At 42.7% G+C, this 20041-nt stretch carries 18 protein-coding genes; 9 read left to right on the forward strand and 9 right to left on the reverse strand.

The window, feature by feature from the left end; genetic code table 11:
* Window positions 1-6: 6 nt before the first annotated feature.
* From L1266_RS01420 to L1266_RS01460, 9 genes are all read right to left on the reverse strand, one after another.
* Entirely contained in the window at window positions 7-1827 is a 1821-nt protein-coding gene (locus tag L1266_RS01420) for a protein kinase domain-containing protein (RefSeq protein WP_235376654.1), read from the reverse strand.
* Window positions 1828-1882: 55 nt separating this feature from the next.
* Window positions 1883-2371, reverse strand: a complete 489-nt coding sequence (locus L1266_RS01425) for a hypothetical protein (RefSeq protein ID WP_199529638.1) — start codon at window positions 2369-2371, stop codon at window positions 1883-1885.
* A gap of 108 nt (window positions 2372-2479) precedes the next feature.
* Window positions 2480-3241, reverse strand: coding sequence for an SDR family oxidoreductase (locus L1266_RS01430; protein WP_054553810.1), 762 nt, complete (start codon window positions 3239-3241; stop codon window positions 2480-2482).
* A 9-nt stretch (window positions 3242-3250) separates the two neighbouring features.
* Complete coding sequence (mmsB, locus tag L1266_RS01435; protein WP_199529639.1) at window positions 3251-4141, reverse strand: 3-hydroxyisobutyrate dehydrogenase; 891 nt, start codon at window positions 4139-4141, stop codon at window positions 3251-3253.
* Window positions 4142-4158: 17 nt separating this feature from the next.
* Window positions 4159-5301, reverse strand: coding sequence for an enoyl-CoA hydratase/isomerase family protein (locus L1266_RS01440; RefSeq protein ID WP_199529640.1), 1143 nt, complete (start codon window positions 5299-5301; stop codon window positions 4159-4161).
* Window positions 5301-6080: an enoyl-CoA hydratase gene (locus L1266_RS01445; RefSeq protein ID WP_054553807.1), complete on the reverse strand. Its 780-nt coding sequence runs from the start codon at window positions 6078-6080 to the stop codon at window positions 5301-5303. The genes L1266_RS01440 and L1266_RS01445 overlap by 1 nt, the downstream gene beginning before the upstream one ends.
* A gap of 10 nt (window positions 6081-6090) precedes the next feature.
* The gene (locus L1266_RS01450) at window positions 6091-7248 is read right to left on the reverse strand and encodes an acyl-CoA dehydrogenase family protein (protein WP_138602212.1); all 1158 of its coding nucleotides are present in this window, start codon (window positions 7246-7248) and stop codon (window positions 6091-6093) included.
* Between the two features lie 110 nt (window positions 7249-7358).
* Window positions 7359-8849 (reverse strand): CoA-acylating methylmalonate-semialdehyde dehydrogenase, encoded by a 1491-nt coding sequence (locus L1266_RS01455; RefSeq protein WP_217876670.1) that lies wholly within the window; start codon window positions 8847-8849, stop codon window positions 7359-7361.
* Between the two features lie 91 nt (window positions 8850-8940).
* Window positions 8941-10122 (reverse strand): thiolase family protein, encoded by a 1182-nt coding sequence (locus tag L1266_RS01460; RefSeq protein WP_175078340.1) that lies wholly within the window; start codon window positions 10120-10122, stop codon window positions 8941-8943.
* 341 nt (window positions 10123-10463) lie between these two features.
* Here L1266_RS01460 and L1266_RS01465 point away from each other — a divergent pair, with 341 nt between their 5' ends.
* From L1266_RS01465 to L1266_RS01505, 9 genes are all read left to right on the forward strand, one after another.
* On the forward strand, window positions 10464-10898 hold the full coding sequence (locus tag L1266_RS01465) for a MerR family transcriptional regulator (protein WP_054553803.1): 435 nt from the start codon (window positions 10464-10466) through the stop codon (window positions 10896-10898).
* Between the two features lie 44 nt (window positions 10899-10942).
* Window positions 10943-12118: an isovaleryl-CoA dehydrogenase gene (locus L1266_RS01470; RefSeq protein ID WP_235376655.1), complete on the forward strand. Its 1176-nt coding sequence runs from the start codon at window positions 10943-10945 to the stop codon at window positions 12116-12118.
* Window positions 12119-12127: 9 nt separating this feature from the next.
* The gene (locus tag L1266_RS01475; protein ID WP_235376656.1) at window positions 12128-13735 is read left to right on the forward strand and encodes a carboxyl transferase domain-containing protein; all 1608 of its coding nucleotides are present in this window, start codon (window positions 12128-12130) and stop codon (window positions 13733-13735) included.
* Window positions 13736-13745: 10 nt separating this feature from the next.
* A complete protein-coding gene (locus L1266_RS01480; protein WP_235376657.1) occupies window positions 13746-14516 on the forward strand; it encodes an enoyl-CoA hydratase/isomerase family protein in 771 nt (256 codons plus the stop codon).
* Between the two features lie 8 nt (window positions 14517-14524).
* Window positions 14525-16489 (forward strand): acetyl/propionyl/methylcrotonyl-CoA carboxylase subunit alpha, encoded by a 1965-nt coding sequence (locus L1266_RS01485; protein WP_235376658.1) that lies wholly within the window; start codon window positions 14525-14527, stop codon window positions 16487-16489.
* Window positions 16489-17394: a hydroxymethylglutaryl-CoA lyase gene (locus L1266_RS01490; protein ID WP_235376659.1), complete on the forward strand. Its 906-nt coding sequence runs from the start codon at window positions 16489-16491 to the stop codon at window positions 17392-17394. The genes L1266_RS01485 and L1266_RS01490 overlap by 1 nt, the downstream gene beginning before the upstream one ends.
* Window positions 17395-17405: 11 nt before the next feature.
* On the forward strand, window positions 17406-18104 hold the full coding sequence (locus L1266_RS01495; RefSeq protein WP_055197201.1) for a CoA transferase subunit A: 699 nt from the start codon (window positions 17406-17408) through the stop codon (window positions 18102-18104).
* A gap of 11 nt (window positions 18105-18115) precedes the next feature.
* Window positions 18116-18772: a 3-oxoacid CoA-transferase subunit B gene (locus L1266_RS01500; protein WP_054553796.1), complete on the forward strand. Its 657-nt coding sequence runs from the start codon at window positions 18116-18118 to the stop codon at window positions 18770-18772.
* A gap of 388 nt (window positions 18773-19160) precedes the next feature.
* Window positions 19161-20039 carry a LysR family transcriptional regulator gene (locus tag L1266_RS01505; protein ID WP_054553795.1) on the forward strand — a complete coding sequence of 293 codons (879 nt, stop codon included), beginning with the start codon at window positions 19161-19163 and terminating at the stop codon, window positions 20037-20039.
* Window positions 20040-20041: the final 2 nt, after the last annotated feature.

A 20041-nucleotide genomic window follows, 5' to 3' on the forward strand; every position in this document is an offset into this window, starting at 1 on the left:
CAGCTTTTAGCATTTAACTCTTTTTGGGTCTCGCGGATAAAACTCATCGGGCTGTTTAGTACACAAATCAAATTCACGAGTATTCTTGTAAGGTAGCTTCATAAATCCTGCTACACCCACATCTGTGATATTAACCGCGTATTGCATGAGCTTACTTAATAAACGTTTAAATTCTGGTTCTTTACTGGCATCTAGCAGACGATAGTAATGGTGTATCTTCATCCTATCAGGTAAGGCTTCAAAAATAATACAGCCTGTATGGTGTATTTGGTTTAGCTCAAATACGCACTTTATGACCTTTTTCGGGAGCTGTAATTGCTCATCAGGGTCTTTACCATCTTCAAAGTAAGAGTGTGGCCTGGTTACGTCTGATGCTTGTACATCCATTACTTCGTAATCAAGCTCAGGTAAATGTTCAAATTTAAACGCACCGGTGCCATCACGCTCGAGCTGAATGGTTTTACGCGCATCAAACAAACAACATTTAAAGAGACCTTTTTGTTCAATCCCCTGTGCTAACATCACCGTGTTGTTAATCGCATCGGTAAACGCAGTGCCAAGTGTTTCATCATGCAAAATAAGGGAAGACTCAACAAACAGTGAGTTTTCTTTCCAATGAAAACTCAAGCCCCCTACTACTGGGTATTTTGCTAATCGGCTTATTGAGGCCAAAAATGCTTTTTCGGTGTCGCCGGTATCAAATAAAAACTCTTTGTAGTATCTGTCGAGCTGAGCATCGTTTACATCAAGTAATTGTTGATTATGGTCGGCTTGTCTTAAAAATTGCTTACGTGAGCTATAAACAACCGTGTCTGGGTGCTCATCAAACTCACTAAACCAATAAGGAATATAAGGGCGAATAGCTTTACGGGGCAGCTCAGGGAGGTAAGCTTTGGCCATTGTAGGCATGTTTCGCATAAAATAATCACCAGCGCCATCTCTGGTTGCCTTATCTTTTGAAAGCATACCGTCAATAACCCGGGCAAGCTCCATAGGTAAATTCAGGCTTGTAGCCGGAATAACCGCCGCACCAAATCGGCATGATTGTGCAGATGCAAGTGCATAAAGAGTTGAAGCAACACCTTGCTCATCAAAACGTGGCGATGACTGCCCGCCCGACATTTGCTCATCACCAATAAAATACACATCACCCATACGTGCATTGGTTGTGCTGATATCAGCAGACATAAGATCCATAAAATTGCTAGCAACCGGATTACCTTCAGCATCTATTTGTGCATAAACAGAGCTGCCCCAGTCTACCAACGACAACTTATTAGTTTGTTCATCATAAACAATGTTAGAGGGTTTAATATCGCCATGTACAATAGGCTGTGGGCTTAAGCCATTTTTGTGTTCACGTAAATCTACCAGCACATTACGTAGCCTAAGAGCCAGCGCCATGACTTTTGCTGCACTAAAACGCCCCTGCTTGATAGAAATTTTTTCTAAGTCTTCACCAAGAGCCCGCTCCATCATTAAAATGCCTTGCTTTTTAATGCGTTCAAAGGCATAAAATTTTGGCACCAGCGGATTATTAACTTGCGAGAGCATGTACGCTTCGTCTTCTAGACGATCACGTACACTTTGTGCAAGGGTTATCCGAGAAAACTTAAATACCCAAGGTAGGTCTTCATCATCGACACCGGCAAAAACAAATCCAAACGCACCAGAACCAATTAATTCAACGTCACTGTAACCAAGCAAAGTAAGCTGTTTAATACAAATGTTAAGCCATTGACGGTGCTTTTTAGCATCATGGTGAGACAGCAAATAAACAGACTGCTCTTCATTGATATAAAAATTGCGGATTTGTTTGGGATTCACTGCATCTCTCAAAGTTAAGCGGCTTTTAACCGCTTAATTATTGAATGCTAGGCAGTTAATTACAAGGCTTTTGCTCTTCTATGATCCAGCCTTGATCTTTCATAACCAGTTCTGATACTGCGAAGGTTAAGCAACAAAAGATAACCAACTCTAATAAGGTAAGAATATCAGCGGCAAAACACCAGCCTAAAACCCCTGCAAATAAAAATGGGATTGCTTTTAAATACCAAGCAATTTGTCGGGTTTTACCATATGTGAGTTGATAACTGTGAACTAGCTCCCCCTCACACTCTAATGTGATGGTAGAAGAAAACTTCCTGAATAAAGTCACTGAAACTGTTAATTGGCAGGTTTTACCATCAATATTAAATTTATGAACAGATTTTGTTTTAAAGTTACGTGATTCTGCTATTAATTCACCGTCAACTTTCAGAACTTCTTTACCTGAGTAAGCAGAACCCCAGTATTCAATTAAATGTTCACCCAGTTTGAAGTTGGCTTTAATTCCCTTGCTCATTGATACTGTAATGCCATCAGTGTTCATAACAAATCTCCTTATTATTATGAATTTAAAATACTTTAAAAATAAAAAAACGGCAAGCTAGGCTTACCGTTTTGGTACTTTCAATGGGTAAAGGGTTACCATTTAAAACTAAAGGCGGATACCGCCATCAATTTCAACAACACGACCTGTAAAAAAGTCGTTCTCTACAATGTATTGTGCTGTTTGAGCAATTTCATCTGCTTCACCAAAACGACCCACTGGCGTTACCGCCATCATGCGTTGTTTTGCTTCTGGTTTCATTGCATCTGTCATTGCTGTGCGAATAACACCTGGTGCGATTGCACCAACACGGATACCAAAGCGACCTAGTTCTTTCGCCCAACCCGTTGTCATCGCAACAACACCGGCTTTAGACGCAGCATAGTTTGTTTGGCCAATATTACCTGCACGAGCAACACTCGACATATTAACGATAACGCCGCCTTTGCCAGACTCAATCATGTGACTCGCAGCTTCACGTCCTGCTAAGAATACACCAGTTAGGTTCACATCAATCACAGATTGAAATTGAGCCAGCGACATTTTATCTACCACTTTGCCTTCTTTTGCTTTGATAAACATACCATCGCGTAAGATACCTGCGTTATTAATTAACACGCCGATATGGCCAAAGTCTTTGTTAATCGTGTTAAACGTTGCTACTACAGCGTCTTCATCTGTAACATTAGCAGCATACGCCATGACTTTTGTGCCATGCTTGGCAAGCGCTGATACTGCAGTATCTAGTACATCTTGTTGCATATCGATAAGGGCGATGTTCGCGCCAAGGGATGCAAATTTCTCGGCCATAGCAAAGCCTAAACCTTGCGCACCACCGGTAATTACGATGTTGTTGTTTTTAATTTCCACAACAATCTCCTACTTCGAGAATAATTTAAAAATAGCACTAAAATCATCACTACCCGCACCTTGATGCTGAAGCATAGTGTATAGATTCTTCGCCATTGACCCCATTGGGGTAGATGAATTACTTTGCTGAGCCGCTTCCATAGCAAGACCTAAGTCTTTCGCCATTAAATCAACCATAAAGCCCGGTTTATAATCATTACTTGCTGGTGCTGTTTCCATTACACCAGGGCATGGGTTGTAAAGCTCAAGTGTCCAGTTACGACCAGAGCTTGCGCTCATAATGTCACTTAACACTTTTGGATCAAGCCCGTTGTTAATTCCCATTTGTAGTGCTTCGCTAGTACCTGCCATTAAAATGCTGAGCAGCATGTTGTTACAGATTTTTGCGACTTGGCCTGCACCAATATCACCAGCATGGAAGATATTTTTACCCATATCTACTAAAGCCAGCTTGGCTTTTTCAAAGTGGCTTTGCTCACCACCGACGATAAAGGTTAAAGTACCCGCTGTTGCACCTGCTACACCACCTGATACCGGTGCATCAACAAAATCAATGCCTTTTTGAGCAAGTTCACTACCCACTTGACGCGCTGATTCTGCATCAATGGTTGAGCAGTCAATCACTAAAGTTTTGCTATCAAGTAAGTTGATAAGACCGGTTTCGCCTAAGTAAAGCGACTTAACGTGTTTGCTTGCTGGTAGCATACTGATAAAAATATCAGCGCCAATAGCACACTCAGCTGCATCGGTAGCAGCAATTGCACCTTTATCGGCAAGCTCACTGACCGCCGCTTTATTTAAGTCAAAGACACGAACTGTATGACCTGCATTGACAAGGTTTGCCGCCATTGGGCCACCCATGTTGCCTAAACCAATAAATCCTATTGTTAATTTAGCCATTTGCTTACCCCTTGGACTTAAGATGACGTTAATGAGTTAAGTGGGTGAGATTGCTCATCCCAGCGTGCTGTAAAGAAGCTATCCACAACTGTTTCGTCGATATCGCTAATCGATTTAAACTGCCAGTTTGGTGCAACGTCTTTGTCGATTAGTAGCGCACGAACGCCTTCTTGGAACTCGCCTACTTCGCCACAGCGAACCGACATGCCTAACTCCATTTTGAAGCAATCTGCTAACGTCATCTCTTTTGAATTAGCTAATTGACGTTCAACAAGCGCACAACTAAGCGGACAACCATGCGCTAATGACTTTTGCGCACGAGTAAGCCATTTGTCTTCAGTTTGTAAAGCTTGAATGTAGTCAATTTTCCCCTGCAATGAATCAAACTCAGCCAGCTTTTGAATAACCGCTAAGTTATCTTTTACATTGCCTTTAGGAACACGGCCTGAAATATTATCAATAGAGATTAGAATATTTGTCAGCTTTTCGTGGTTTAATGAGGCTGTTTTGCCCCACTTTTCAGCGGTGATAGCCGTTAAAATAGCGTCATATTTATCTGCTGTTGCATAGTGATCAGCAAGATTAACAAACAAGGCATCTTCAGCATTGATAGACGCCGCAGTTAACCCTAAGAATAGACCCACTTGCTCAGGCATTTTATGTAAGAAATAACTGCCGCCAACATCTGGGTATAAACCAATGGTTAGCTCAGGCATTGCAATACGCGATGTTTCTGTTACCACTCGGTGACTTGCCCCAGCCATTAAGCCAAGGCCGCCCCCCATAACAATGCCATTACCCCAAAGTAATATTGGCTTTTCATAGCAGTGAATTAGGTAGTCTAATTTGTACTCAAGGGTAAAAAAGTCTTCAATGTAGTTAGCTGGCTCACCTGTGCTCATTGCTTTATGCAGGCTTACTACATCGCCACCGGCACAAAATGCTTTTTCGCCAGCCCCTTTTAGAATGACCATGGCAACGGCGTCATCGTCAGCCCATTTTCTAAGCTGAGGCTCAAGCAGTTGGATCATGTCGTAATTTAAAGCGTTTAACGACTTAGGTGCATTGAGTGTCGCAATTGCAATAAGGCCACTCTCGGCCTCTGCAGTTTCAAACACCACAGGCGCATCTTGATGATTTAGTAGTGTTACGTTAGTCATTAGCCATTTACCCAATTTGCTTTACGCTTTTCTAAGAACGCATTCACGCCTTCTTTTTGGTCTTTCGTATCAAACAATTGTACAAATAACTCACGCTCTAATGGCAACGCATGAGCCATAGGTTGTGTGCGACCTTTTTGAATAAGCTCTTTACATGCCGTCACAGCAACTGGGCTTTGCTCGCCAACTTGGTTAGCAAGTTTCATTGCTGCAGCTAAACTCTCACCAGTGCCAACAACTTCTTCAACAAGGCCAATTTCGCGAGCTTTGTCTGCTTTTAGGCGCTCGCCACATAAGATCATGCGTTTTGCCCAGCCCTCACCAACAAGCCATGCAAGGTTTTGCGTACCGCCAGCACAAGGCAGTAAGCCAACTTTCGCTTCAGGCAGTGCCATTTGAGCTTGCTCTTCAGCTATACGAATATCACAAGCAAGGGCCACTTCAAGACCACCACCCATGGCATAACCATTAATTGCCGCAATTGATACACCACGGAAATTGGTTAGTGCTTCAAATGCATCACCAAACACTTTTGACATAGTGGCAGCAACGCCTTTATCACCGCTGGCAAACACGTTTAAATCAGCACCTGCGCTAAAGAACTTTTCACCTTGGCCTGTAATCACTAATGCATAGACATTTTTGTTAGCATTTAGCTCAGTTACAGTGTCTTTAAGCGCGGTTAATGTATCTTGTGTCCAGGTATTCGCTGGCGGGTTATTCATAGTTAAAACCGCTACGTTACCTTCAATATTTAAATCAATCGATGGATTAGACATAGGTTGCTCCTTATAGAATGTCGCCAGCTGACTCAGCTAAGATACGACGTGCGATAATCACGCGCATGATTTCGTTTGTGCCTTCAAGAATTTGATGCACACGGACGTCTCTGAAATGACGCTCTAATGGGTATTCTTTGATGTAACCATAACCACCGTGAATTTGTAGTGCGTCGTCACAGACTTTAAAACCAACATCTGTAGCAAAACGTTTAGCCATCGCACAGTAAGTGGTTTTTTCACTGTCACCGGTATCTAGTTTAAATGCGGCTAAGCGCACCATTTGACGAGCAGCAACAAGCTCAGTGTTCATATCGGCAATCTTAAATTGCAGTGCTTGGAAAGCAGCTAATGGTTTACCAAATTGCTCACGTTCTTTTAAGTATTCGCGAGCAGTATTAAGAGCTGCTTGTGCTGTACCTAATGAACAGGTAGCAATATTAATTCGGCCACCATCTAAGCCTTGCATTGCAAACTTAAAGCCTTCGCCTTCTTGACCTAATAAGTTAGCCGCAGGAATTCTCACACCTTCGAAGCTAATTAAACGTGTAGGCTGTGCATTCCAGCCCATTTTTTCTTCAGCTTTACCGTATTCGATACCTGCTGCGTCTGCAGGTACAACAAATGCCGAAATACCGGCAGCGCCTTCACCACCAGTGCGTGCCATAACTACAAGTAAATCAGTTTCACCAGCACCTGAGATAAACATCTTAGAGCCTGAGATCACATACTCATCGCCCTCTTTAACCGCTTTGGTTTTTAGCGATGCAGCATCAGAGCCAGAGCCTGGCTCTGTTAAACAGTAAGACGCAAGTAACTCACCCATTACTAATTGTTCACAGTATTGAGCTTTTACTTCCTCAGTACCAAAGCTTGCAATCATCCAGGTTGCCATATTATGAATGGTCAACATAGCGGTTGTTGCGGTACAACCCATGGCAAGCTGCTCAAAGATAATGCTTGAATCTAGGCGAGATAAACCTAAGCCGCCCGCTTCTTCAGGGGTATATAAACCACAAAAGCCTAGCTCACCGGCTGCTTTAATGGTGTCTTTAGGAAAAATGTGTTCTTGGTCCCACTTAGCAGCATGTGGAGCAAGTTCAGACTCTGCAAACTGACGGGCTGTTTCAGCAAATGCTTGCTGATCTTCGGTTAAATTAAAGTCCATAGTAGACCTCTATTTTGTTGTCTTATTCTTGTGTGAATAACGATTGTTGTCGTTTAAATGTGTGTTCTTTGAGCGAGCGTGTGCTCGCTCAGCAGTAAATTAATTACGGCTTATTTAAGGTTGATACTCATGTTCGGACCAGAGGCGATATCATCCTCGAACCAACGTGAAGTAATTGTTTTCGTTTCTGTGTAAAAACGAATACCTTGCTTACCGTAGGTGTGTTGGTCACCGTAGAATGAACCTTTCCAACCTGTGAAAGAGAAAAACGGGAGTGGCACAGGAATTGGCACGTTGATACCAACTTGACCTACTTCAATTTCATGTTGGAATTTACGTGCAGCAGCGCCGCTTGATGTGAATAACGAAGTACCGTTACCGTAAGGCGAGTTATTGATAAGCTCAATCGCCTCTTCAAGAGAATCTACAAACATACAAGCCAATACAGGACCAAAGATCTCTTCTTTGTATAAATCCATCTCGGTTGTTACATCAGTAAATAGCGTTGGACCAACCCAGTTACCTTGCTCGTAACCTTCAACAGTAAAGTCAGAGCCATCAATTAAGCACGTTGCACCTTGCTCTTTACCACTTGCGATAAGCGATAAGATACGGTCTTTAGCTGCTTTTGATGTTTGTGGGCCGTAAGCCGCGTTGGTATCATCCCATACACCTGGGCGTACGTTTTCAAAGCCAGCTTTAATTTCATCAACCCAGTCTTTTGCTTGACCAACGAATACAGCAACCGAAATACCCATACAGCGCTGACCTGCAGCACCTACAGACGCACCGACTAGGTTATTTACAACATGTGATTTACTGGCATCAGGCATAATAACCATGTGGTTTTTTGCACCTACACAAGCTTGAACGCGTTTAAGGTTTGCTGTGCCTTTTGAATAGATGTATTCACCTACACCACACGAACCAACAAATGAAATAGCACGTACTGCTGGGTCTTCTAATAAACGGTCAACTTGTGGTTTTGTACCGTGAACAACTTGTAACACCCCTTTTGGCGCGCCCGCTTCAACAAATAGTTCAGCTAAACGCATCGGTGTTAGTGGATCTTGCTCTGATGGTTTCAGAATAAAGGTGTTACCACACACAATAGCTAGTGGGAACATCCATAAAGGGATCATCGCAGGGAAATTAAATGGCGTAATACCCGCACATACACCTAGTGGTTGCATGTAAGAGTAAGTATCGATTTTACGCGCTACGTTTTCCATTGTTTCGCCCATCATCAGAGATGGTGCATTGGCTGCTTGCTCAACCACTTCAATACCACGCCAAACATCGCCTTTGGCATCTTCAAATGTTTTACCCAGCTCATGACAAATAATCGTCGCAAGTTCGTCATGGTTTTCTTTTAGTAGTGCTGCGTATTTCATCATAATGCGCGCACGCTCAGAAATTGGCACTTCTTTCCATGTTTTAAATGTTTCTTTTGCAGAGGCAATGGCTGCATCCATTTCAGCATCTGTTGCACACGGAACTTGCGCTAACACTTCTTGGTTTGCTGGATTGATAACATCAATCAGCTGCGATGAACTTGATTGGGTAAATTCGCCGTTGATAAATAAAGGTACTTGGTGCATGAGGCACTCCTCCCCAGTGGGTATAAAGAGGCCGCAACATGATAGTTTTTAAAATACGTTGCGGCTGTGAGAGATTAAAATTCTAAAGCGATTAAATAGCTTCGATTGCCATAGCAACAGCTTCACCACCACCGATACACAGTGAGGCAACACCTTTGCTAAGACCACGATTCTTTAATGCATGAATTAAGGTAACTAAGATACGCGCGCCGCTTGCACCAATTGGGTGACCAAGTGCACAGGCACCGCCATTGACGTTAACTTTGCTTTCATCAAGTTTTAACTCGTTAATTGCAAGCATAGTCACCATCGCAAACGCTTCGTTGATTTCCCATAAATCTACATCATTAACAGACCAACCGGCTTTTTCTAAAAGCGATTGCATCGCGCCAACTGGTGCTAAAGTAAATTCGCTTGGAGCCTGAGAATGTGTGCTGTGAGCAACGATACGACACAGTGGCGTTAAACCTTGTGCTTTAGCATCTGATTCACGCATTAACACAAGCGCTGCTGCACCATCAGAAATTGATGACGAGTTTGCAGCTGTAATCGTGCCGTCTTTTTTGAATGCAGGACGTAAACCTGGGATTTTATCAGGACGTGCATTGCCTGGTTGCTCATCAATCGCAACTGTCACATCACCTTTACGTGTAGAAATAGTGTGCGCTGCAATCTCGTTTGCAAATGCGCCTGTTTCAATCGCGCTGTTTGCTTTAGTCAGTGAGCTAAGTGCAAAGTTATCCATTTGTTCACGACCAATTGAATACTGATCGGCAGTGTCTTGTGCAAAACAACCCATTGCTTTGTTGTCGTAAGCATCTTCAAGGCCATCACACATCATGTGATCTTTTACTTCGCCATGACCCATACGCATACCTGAACGTGCATTTGGTAACATATAAGGGGCATTACTCATGCTTTCCATACCACCAGCAACCGCTGAGTTGATAGACCCTGATTTAATTAAGTCATGGGCAAACATTGCAGCTTTTAAGCCTGAGCCACAAACTTTGTTGATTGTTGTTGCGCCAGTACCTTGATTAAGGCCCGCTTTTAACATTGCTTGGCGAGCAGGTGCTTGACCAAGACCAGCTGGTAATACACAGCCCATGATCACTTCGTCAATCTTATCGGCAGATAAACCGGCTTGCTCTAAGCTACTTTTAATAGCTGTAGCACCTAAATCAGTTGCGTGTGCACCACTTAGTGCGCCCATAAAACCACCCATCGGGGTACGTTTTGCGGCAACAATAACAACGGCTTCAGTAGTCATAATTGGCTCCATGTAAGTGGTTATCATCATGTGTTCAAATCATGTGTAACCAAACAGTTAATTTGTTATAGTCTAATTTCGATTTAATTCAGCATACATAATATTTACGTTTACGCCAACGTAAATCTAAAATCAACATTTTTGCGGCCGGTAAAACTGTAAACTTATCTGTATTTTGTTGTATTTAAAATCGAACATCTGCTTACAAGGCTAGATAAATAAAGCTTTTCAACAAATCCAACCAGTTATCTTTATAAGTCTAAAGTATAACTCCCAAATCACCCTTTACCTTTACGTAAACTTCACTTATATTGGTGTTATTCGAATGAGGTAAATAAATCATGAAACAAGACAATCAAACAAACTTTGAAAGCGCGGCAGTTGAACCTGCTAGCAATGAGCAAACGTTTAGTATCAGCGAACTAGCAAAAGAATTTGATATTACCACCCGCTCTATCCGCTTTTATGAAGACCAAGGCCTGATCTCACCTGATCGCAATGGTCAAACCCGTATTTATTCAAAACGCGACAAAGTAAGACTAAAACTTATTCTACGCGGTAAACGCTTAGGTTTTACCTTGGCTGAAACGGGCCGTTTGTTTGAACTGTACGACGCAGATAAATCAAGCGCCAAGCAGCTAGTGACTATGCTTGACCTTATCGCAGAGAAAAAAGCAGACCTAAGCCAACAGATGGACGACATTAAAGTTGTACTGATGGAATTAGTTACAGCAGAACGCCGCTGTCGTGAAACCCTTAATAATTTAGACGAATAACCTGACAACAATCTCGTCAACAGACTCTCACAGGAACACACATTATGAGCACTATTTCACTTTATAAAGAAATGAACTTCGGACTTGGCGAAACATCAGACATGATCCGCGATCATGTTAATAGCTTTGCTAGCCAAGAAATTGCCCCACTTGCAGAACAAACAGATGTAGACAATGCCTTCCCTAATCAACTTTGGCCACAGCTTGGCGAAATGGGTTTATTAGGTATGACAGTACCTGAAGAATTTGGCGGTGCTGGCCTTGGCTACCTTGAACATGTTATTGCAATGGAAGAAATTAGCCGTGCAAGTGCATCGATTGGTTTAAGTTATGGTGCTCATTCAAATTTATGTGTTAACCAAATTAACCGTAATGGGTCTCAGGCTCAAAAAGAAAAATACCTGCCTAAGCTTATCAGCGGTGAGCACATTGGTGCCCTTGCGATGAGTGAGCCAAATGCGGGTTCTGATGTTGTATCAATGAAATTAAAAGCTGAGAAAAAAGGCGATGTGTTTGTACTTAACGGTAACAAGATGTGGATCACTAATGGTCCAGATGCCGATACCTTTGTTATCTATGCAAAAACAGATTTAAATGCCGGCCCTAAGGGCATTACAGCGTTCATCGTTGAACGTGACACACCAGGATTTTCTACTGCGCAGAAGCTAGACAAACTTGGTATGCGTGGCTCTAACACCTGTGAATTAGTGTTCGAGAACTGCGAAGTACCAGCAGAAAACATTCTAGGTAACTTAAACGAAGGCGTAAAAGTACTTATGAGTGGCCTTGATTATGAGCGTGTTGTTTTGGCCGCAGGCCCGCTTGGCATTATGCAAGCATGTATGGACATTGTGGTTCCTTATATTCATGAGCGTAAACAGTTTGATAGCCCAATTGGTCAGTTCCAACTTATTCAAGGCAAAATCGCTGATATGTACACGCAAATGAATGCTGCTCGATCATACGTTTACACGGTAGCTCGTGCATGTGATCGCGGCGAAACAACACGTAAAGATGCTGCTGGTGCGATTTTATATGCTGCAGAGCTGGCGACTAAAATGGCCCTTGATGCTATCCAAATCTTAGGTGGTAATGGTTATATCAACGAATACGCGACAGGTCGTTTATTACGTGATGCAAAACTATATGAAATTGGCGCAGGTACTTCAGAAATCCGCCGCATGCTAATTGGTCGCGAATTATTCACTGAAAGCCGATAGGACCTTGTTATGACGATTTTAAAATCGAGTGTAAATCCACACGATCCGCAATTTTTGCAAAATCACGACAACATGGCAGCGCTCGTAAGTGATTTACGTGAAAAAGTCGCTGATATCCGTTTAGGTGGTGGCCCTGCACTAATTGAGCGCCACCAAGGCCGCGGTAAGTTGTTTGTTCGTGACCGTATTGAAACGCTACTTGATGAAGGCTCGCCATTTTTAGAGATTTCTCAATTTGCTGCCTTTGGCGTGTATGAACAAGCGATTCCTTGTGCCGGTGTTGTTGCTGGTATTGGTCGTGTGAAAGGCGTTGAATGTATGATCATCGCCAATGATGCAACCGTAAAAGGCGGTACATACTTTCCACTAACAGTGAAAAAACATCTACGTGCCCAAGATATCGCAGAGCGTTGTCATTTACCGTGTATTTATTTAGTTGATTCAGGCGGTGCAAACCTGCCTGAACAAGATGATGTATTTCCAGATAAATTACACTTTGGCCGTATTTTCTATAATCAGGCACGTATGTCTGGTAAAGGCATTCCGCAAATTGCTGTCGTAATGGGGTTATGTACTGCAGGTGGTGCTTATGTACCAGCGATGGCTGATGAAAGTATTATCGTAAAAGAGCAAGGCACAATTTTCTTAGCAGGCCCGCCACTGGTTAAAGCGGCTACAGGTGAAGAAGTGAGTGCTGAAGAGCTCGGTGGTGCTGATGTTCACTGTAAAACATCAGGTGTTGCCGATCACTATGCTGAAAACGATGCCCACGCACTTTCTATCGCGCGCCAATGTATTGAACGAATTAATTATCAGCGCCCTACTGCACCGTTACTTGATGATGTCAAACCACCGCGTTACGACATTAACGAAATTTACGGTATTGTGGGTACTGACCTTAAAAAGCCATTTGATGTACGCGAAGTAATTGCCCGTGTTGTTGATGATTCATCATTTGATGAATTTAAACGCTACTTTGGCGAAACCTTAGTAACCGGCTTTGCAAAAATCTTTGGTCACCCTGTCGGTATTGTTGCCAACAACGGCATTTTATTCAGTGAATCAGCGCAAAAAGGCGCGCACTTTATACAGCTATGTGCACAACGCAAAATTCCTTTGGTGTTTTTACAAAACATTACTGGCTTTATGGTTGGTAAAAAGTACGAAGCCGAAGGGATCGCCAAACATGGTGCAAAAATGGTAACTGCTGTGTCATGTGCTGATGTGCCAAAATTCACCGTTTTAATTGGTGGATCGTATGGTGCAGGTAACTATGGTATGTGTGGCCGCGCGTTTGAACCTACCATAATGTGGATGTGGCCAAACGCCCGTATCTCTGTAATGGGTGGTGAACAAGCAGCAGGCGTTCTTGCACAAGTTAAACAAGACGGTTTAGCCCGTAAAGGCGAAAGCATGACTGATGAGCAAGTCAGTGAGTTTAAAAAGCCAATTATCGAGCAATACGAAAAACAAGGTCATCCATATTACGCCAGTGCCCGCCTTTGGGATGATGGCATTATCGATCCTGCTGATACTCGCAATGTATTAGGGCTTGCCTTAAGTGCAGCTAAAAATGCACCAGAGCGCGATTCGCAGTTCGGCGTATTTAGAATGTAATGGAGGCCTTATGTCAGTAACACTCGAAATAACAAAATCAAATGTGGCTGTACTGGTACTAAGTCGCCCTGACAAACACAATGCATTTAACGAAGAAGTCATTAGTGAACTGATCCGTTTAATTGAACACGCAAACAGTTGTGATGTGCGCGCACTGGTTTTAAGAACCGAAGGTAAGCACTTTTCTGCAGGCGCTGATTTAAACTGGATGAAGTCGATGGCTGGCAATGACTTTGCAGAAAACTTAGCGGACTCTATGCAGCTAGCAAAGCTTATGAAAGTCCTTGCTACAAGCCCACATCCAACAATTTGTGCCGTACAAGGTGCTGCATTTGGCGGTGCGTTAGGCTTGATTGCGTGTTGTGATATCGCGATTTGCCAAGACGATGCGCAATTTTGCTTAAGTGAAGTAAAGCTTGGTCTTATTCCTGCGGTTATCAGCCCTTATGTCATTAAAGCTATTGGTGAACGCGCTGCACGTCGTTACTTTTTAACGGCTGAGATTTTTGACGCACATACAGCCAAGCAACTGGGTTTAATTCACCAGATCACTGGCGATTTACAAACAGCACTCGACAAACACTTACAAAACCTTATCAACAATGGTCCTGTTGCTGTTAAAGCAGCAAAACAGCTAATCAATGATGTCGCTGGCAACGTAATAGATGATGCACTGATTGAGCTAACCGCTGAGCGCATTGCACGCATACGTGTATCTGAAGAAGGCCAAGAAGGCCTGACTGCATTTTTTGAAAAACGTGCCGCTAACTGGCAGAAATAGGAACCATTATGACAACAAAATCATTGAAAAAAATTCTCGTTGCCAACCGTGGTGAAATTGCCTGCCGAGTTATGCGTACAGCAAAGCAAATGGGCTTAACTACGGTTGCAGTGTACTCAGATGCTGATAAACATGCTCAGCACGTAAAGCTTGCTGATGAGGCGTATCACATTGGCCCTGCGCCAAGTAAAGATTCGTACTTAGTAGCAGACAAAATCATCGATGTAGCTAAACAAGCAGGTGTTGATTGTATTCACCCGGGTTATGGTTTTTTATCTGAGAACTGTGACTTTGCACTCGCGTGTGAGAAAAATGATATCGCCTTTATTGGCCCGCCAGCATCAAGTATTGAAGCCATGGGTTCAAAAACCCGCGCTAAAGAAATTATGCACCAAGCAAATGTACCATTAGTGCCAGGCTACTATGGTGACAATCAAGATACAGATTTCCTACAAGCTGAAGCTGAAAAAATTGGTTATCCGGTACTGATTAAAGCGGCCTTTGGTGGCGGTGGTAAAGGCATGCGAGTTGTTGAACACGCAAAAGACTTTATCGGTGCACTTGAAGGCGCAAAACGTGAAGCAAAAGCCGGCTTTGGTAACGATTTAGTACTGTTAGAGCGCTATGTCACCAAACCGCGCCATGTTGAAGTACAAGTTTTTGCCGATAGTCATGGTAACTGTGTGTACTTAGGCGACCGTGACTGCTCATTACAGCGTCGTCACCAAAAAGTAATTGAAGAAGCTCCAGCTCCGGGTTTATCTGATGCGCTTCGTAAAGAAATGGGTGAAGCGGCGGTACGTTGTGCCCAAGCGATTAACTATCGCGGAGCAGGTACTGTTGAGTTTTTATTATGCGGTGATGAATTCTTCTTCATGGAGATGAACACCCGTTTACAAGTAGAGCACCCAGTAACAGAAATGGTAACCGGTGTTGATTTGGTGAATTGGCAAATCAATATTGCTGCAGGTGAAGCATTACCTCTTAGCCAAGCCGATATTCAGCTACAAGGTCACAGCTTTGAAGCGCGTATTTATGCAGAAGATCCAAGTAATGACTTTATTCCGTGTTCTGGCCACATTGACGCCCTATTCACACCTAACGAATCTGAATTTGTACGTATAGATACAGGGATTGCAGCGGGTGATGAAATTAGCCCGTTCTACGATCCTATGATTGCTAAATTAATTGTGCATGACGATAACCGTGAGGCAGCGCTTGGGCGTTTATCAAAAGCACTAGAGCAATTCCACCTAGCAGGTTTTAGCTGTAACGTTAATTTCTTACATAACCTTGCTAACCACCCTACTTTTCAAGCAGGTGCACCCGATACGCACTTTATTGAAGACCAAGGTGAGCGCCTTGTTGCTAAAAACGAGCAACAGTCTGTTATTGCGACCGTTGTGGCAGCCTATGCGTATGCACATCAACTAAAAGGTGAAAGCAGCAGCCCATGGCAACAATTAACAGGCTTTATGCTAAACAGTGACGCTAAGACAACTATTCCGTTTGTAGATTTTAACATTCATGCGGTTAAGACCTCAGATGGCTTTGAAATTAGATTAGATGGCGTTGACTATACAACCTCGGGTAAGGTTGAAAATGGCCTTGCAAACTTAGTTGTTAATGGCGAAAAAATCGTGGCTCATATCAATCAAACAGACTCTCACATCACAGTGATGTACAAAGCACAGCAAACGGTGCTAGAGCTGATTGATAAACACTATATTAGTGAACACGAAAGTGATGCGTTGCCACTTGCTGCACCACTCAATGGTACTGTTGTTAAACATTTAGTTGAAGTGGGTAGTACTGTCGCTAAAGGTGACGCTGTTGTCATCATCGAAGCGATGAAAATGGAATACACGCTTAATGCCCCGCATGATGGTGTATTAACCAGCTATTGCTTTGCTGAAGGTGAACTGGTGAGTCATGGTGATATGCTCGCGATTGTTGAAGAGCCGGAGGCGTAATGGCACAGTTTCCTGATTTTGTTCGCATTGTAGAAGTTGGCGCCAGAGACGGTTTGCAAAATGAAGCTACCGTTAATACCCAAGATAAAGTCGCTCTTATCAACGCCCTTGCAGATGCTGGGCTTAAAGATATTGAAGCAGGCGCCTTTGTGTCACCTAAATGGGTGCCACAAATGGCTGACTCAAGCGATGTAATTAGCGCGTTAAATTTGCCTAATGTTAACTTAAGTGCCCTCACCCCGAATTTACGGGGTGCAGAGGCAGCAAAACAAGTCGGCATACAAGAATTTGCAATCTTTACAGCAGCAAGTGAAGCGTTTTGTCAAAAGAATATTAACTGCTCTATTGATGAAAGTATTGACCGCTTTAAAGATGTCATGGCTTTTGCCAAGGCGAATAACATTCGTGTTAGAGGTTATGTTAGCTGCGTCATGGGTTGTCCATATCAAGGTGATGTCGACTACAATCATGTATTAAAGGTATCAGAGAGATTATTAGAGCTTGGTTGCTACGAAATTAGCCTAGGCGACACCATAGGTGTAGGTACAGCGAGAAAAGTCGATGAGTTATTAGATTTACTCTTGCAACATATTGATAAATCTAAACTCGCTGTACATTTTCACGACACATACGGACAAGCGCTCACAAATATTTACACCGCTCTGAGCCGCGGTATAGCAACGGTTGATAGTGCTGTTGCAGGCCTTGGTGGCTGCCCTTATGCCAAAGGTGCGTCAGGAAATGTTGCCACTGAAGATGTAGTTTACTTACTGCAAGGACTTGGCATAGAGCATGGAATTGATTTAGAAAGACTGGCGAAAGCTGGTTGTGCTATTTGCAGTGCATTAAATAAACAACCTGTCAGCAAGGTATCACTTGCTCTAAAGAACACTCAGAATAATTAAGGAGTAGGCTCATGGCCGGTTTCGATAAAGTGGTTTCAAGTTATGAAGCTGCAATGGAAGGTTTAAAAGATGGCGATACTATTATCGCTGGTGGCTTTGGCTTGTGTGGTATTCCTGAGGGACTTATCAGTGAAATTAAGCGTAAACAGACTAAAAATCTAACCGTTGTTTCAAACAACTGCGGTGTTGATGATTTCGGCTTAGGTATTTTACTTCACGATAAGCAAATTAAAAAAATCATCGCTTCTTATGTGGGTGAAAATGCGCTTTTCGAAAAACAACTACTCGATGGCGAAATTGATGTTGTTTTAACACCACAAGGTACACTCGCTGAGAAGATGCGCGCCGGTGGTGCTGGTATTCCTGCTTTTTATACTGCTACAGGTTACGGCACTCCGGTTGCCGAAGGCAAAGAAGTTAAAGAATTTGATGGTCGCCCATATATCTTAGAAGAGTCAATTACAGGTGAGTTTGCCATTGTTAAAGCATGGAAAGCCGACCGCTACGGTAATCTTGTATTTCGCCACACAGCTATGAACTTCAATCCGATGGCCGCGACAGCAGGTAAAATTACCGTTGCTGAAGTTGAAGAGATTGTTGAGCCAGGTGAACTTGAGCCAAGCCAAATTCATACCCCAGGTATTTATGTTAATCGCGTGATCAAAGGCGACTTTGAAAAACGCATTGAACGTGTAACAACTCGCGATTAAGGAGCAATAAAATGGCATTATCACGTGAACAAGTTGCAATGCGTGTTGCACAAGAACTACAAGATGGCTATTACGTAAACCTAGGTATTGGTATCCCTACTCTGGTTGCTAACTATGTACCTGACGGTATCGAAGTTATGTTGCAGTCTGAAAATGGCTTATTAGGCATGGGTGCGTACCCAACCAAAGACCAAGTTGATGCAGATATGATCAACGCGGGTAAAGAAACCGTGACAGCAGCCACAGGTGCAGCAATATTTAATAGTGCAGATAGTTTTGCCATGATACGGGGTGGTCATGTAGACTTAACAGTATTAGGTGCATTTGAAGTTGACCAGAACGGTAACATCGCATCGTGGATGATCCCAAAAAAGCTAATTAAAGGCATGGGTGGCGCGATGGACCTCGTTGCTGGCGCGAAGAATATTATTGTTACGATGACTCATGCAAGCAAGCATGGCGACTCTAAGTTATTAGAAAGTTGCACTTTACCGCTAACTGGGGTTAACTGTGTAAAGAAAATCGTAACTGATTTAGCCGTACTAGAAGTTAAAGACGGCGCATTTCATCTAATCGAACGCGCTCCAGGCGTGTCGGTAGATGAAATTATTAGCAAAACGGCAGGCAAATTGCTTGTTGAAGGTGATGTTCCAGAGATGGTTTTTTAAACCACTCACATCCCATGTACCGACCTCATTCCCAGTGCCAATGGCGCTGAGTTACCCAAAATCCCTCGCAAGAGGGATTTTTTTTATCTAAAGTCAGCCTTTCGCCGCACCATTTTGTCACATAAATAGTATAAAATGCCCTGCTTTAGTGAATTGGCAGTATCTAATACTGAGACTATGACGAAATAGCTAAAACTGCTAAGATCACTTTTTTACTAAACATTTGCCTAAACATAGATTAAACGAGCGATTAAAGGCTGTTTTTTATACAATATGGCAAGAGTTAGCTATATTCATTCTTTACTCTCTATTTTTTTACATTTTGGGATAATAATTGCTTAGCAGTTAATTAACTAACAAGCGCTATTGAGACTTACTGAAATTAACTATGCAAACACCTATTCGTGGCCTACGCTCATTTTGTTTTGCTGCTCGCACCCTTAGCTTTAAAGATGCAGCAAACCAGCTTTACCTTACACCGTCTGCCGTAAGCCATCAGATCAAACAATTAGAAGAACAATTGGGTATTGAACTATTTGAACGTCAAACCCGTTCAATTCGCCTAACAGCGGCTGGTAAGAATTTTTATGACTCTGTATCACCGCTTATTAAAGCGCTAGAAAAAACCATTAATGAGTTTAGTCAGTTACAAGAAAACGTAACGATCAGTATTACACTACCTGAGTTTTTCGCCAGTGAGCTTTTAATGCCAAAACTGAGCGAATGGACCAGTGAGCACCCAAATACAAACTTACAGCTTAATACCTTAAAAACGCGTAAAGAGCTGACTAAGCAAAGCGATTTGTCGATTGTATTGTCTTCATCTAAACCGCACGAAGGCGTTGTACATGAGCTATTTTCGCTATCGTATACACCAGCTTGCAATAAAGAAAACTGGCAAGCATGGCAAGAAAACCCGTTTCAGGCTTTAAATGAAGTTCCTCTTATACTTCATAAAGCACGTCCTTGGGCTTGGCACCAATGGGCAGAGCATGCTGGTATTGATGACTTTGCACCAAAACAAATTATTCAGGTTGATAGTATGTTTGGTGTGGCACGTGCGGCACAACAGGGTATGGGTATTGCCCTAATCCCCTTGCCTATCAGTCAGACTTGGTTTGATGAACAATGGTTATTTAATTTCACCGATATGCCATTAAAAACGAAAGATAAATATTACTTAGTGCAACACGATCCTAGTGAAACTAATGCACAATTAGAGCTATTTATAAAATGGATGCTTGATACTTTCAAACATCTAAAATAATA

Origin of the sequence: Pseudoalteromonas sp. Cn5-37, assembly GCF_021532495.1 — a bacterium.
Classification (GTDB): domain Bacteria; phylum Pseudomonadota; class Gammaproteobacteria; order Enterobacterales; family Alteromonadaceae; genus Pseudoalteromonas; species Pseudoalteromonas simplex.

Bases quoted from the DNA above. Each gene is read 5' to 3' on its own strand.
- L1266_RS01460 (WP_175078340.1), bottom strand. From the start codon at position 10,122: ATGACTACTGAAGCCGTTGTTATTGTTGCCGCAAAACGTACCCCGATG.
- L1266_RS01480 (WP_235376657.1), top strand. From the start codon at position 13,746: ATGTCAGTAACACTCGAAATAACAAAATCAAATGTGGCTGTACTGGTA.
- L1266_RS01505 (WP_054553795.1), top strand. From the start codon at position 19,161: ATGCAAACACCTATTCGTGGCCTACGCTCATTTTGTTTTGCTGCTCGC.
- L1266_RS01425 (WP_199529638.1), bottom strand. From the start codon at position 2,371: ATGAACACTGATGGCATTACAGTATCAATGAGCAAGGGAATTAAAGCC.
- L1266_RS01475 (WP_235376656.1), top strand. From the start codon at position 12,128: ATGACGATTTTAAAATCGAGTGTAAATCCACACGATCCGCAATTTTTG.
- L1266_RS01500 (WP_054553796.1), top strand. From the start codon at position 18,116: ATGGCATTATCACGTGAACAAGTTGCAATGCGTGTTGCACAAGAACTA.
- L1266_RS01470 (WP_235376655.1), top strand. From the start codon at position 10,943: ATGAGCACTATTTCACTTTATAAAGAAATGAACTTCGGACTTGGCGAA.
- L1266_RS01465 (WP_054553803.1), top strand. From the start codon at position 10,464: ATGAAACAAGACAATCAAACAAACTTTGAAAGCGCGGCAGTTGAACCT.
- mmsB (WP_199529639.1), bottom strand. From the start codon at position 4,141: ATGGCTAAATTAACAATAGGATTTATTGGTTTAGGCAACATGGGTGGC.
- L1266_RS01490 (WP_235376659.1), top strand. From the start codon at position 16,489: ATGGCACAGTTTCCTGATTTTGTTCGCATTGTAGAAGTTGGCGCCAGA.
- L1266_RS01495 (WP_055197201.1), top strand. From the start codon at position 17,406: ATGGCCGGTTTCGATAAAGTGGTTTCAAGTTATGAAGCTGCAATGGAA.
- L1266_RS01485 (WP_235376658.1), top strand. From the start codon at position 14,525: ATGACAACAAAATCATTGAAAAAAATTCTCGTTGCCAACCGTGGTGAA.
- L1266_RS01455 (WP_217876670.1), bottom strand. From the start codon at position 8,849: ATGCACCAAGTACCTTTATTTATCAACGGCGAATTTACCCAATCAAGT.
- L1266_RS01445 (WP_054553807.1), bottom strand. From the start codon at position 6,080: ATGTCTAATCCATCGATTGATTTAAATATTGAAGGTAACGTAGCGGTT.
- L1266_RS01450 (WP_138602212.1), bottom strand. From the start codon at position 7,248: ATGGACTTTAATTTAACCGAAGATCAGCAAGCATTTGCTGAAACAGCC.
- L1266_RS01440 (WP_199529640.1), bottom strand. From the start codon at position 5,301: ATGACTAACGTAACACTACTAAATCATCAAGATGCGCCTGTGGTGTTT.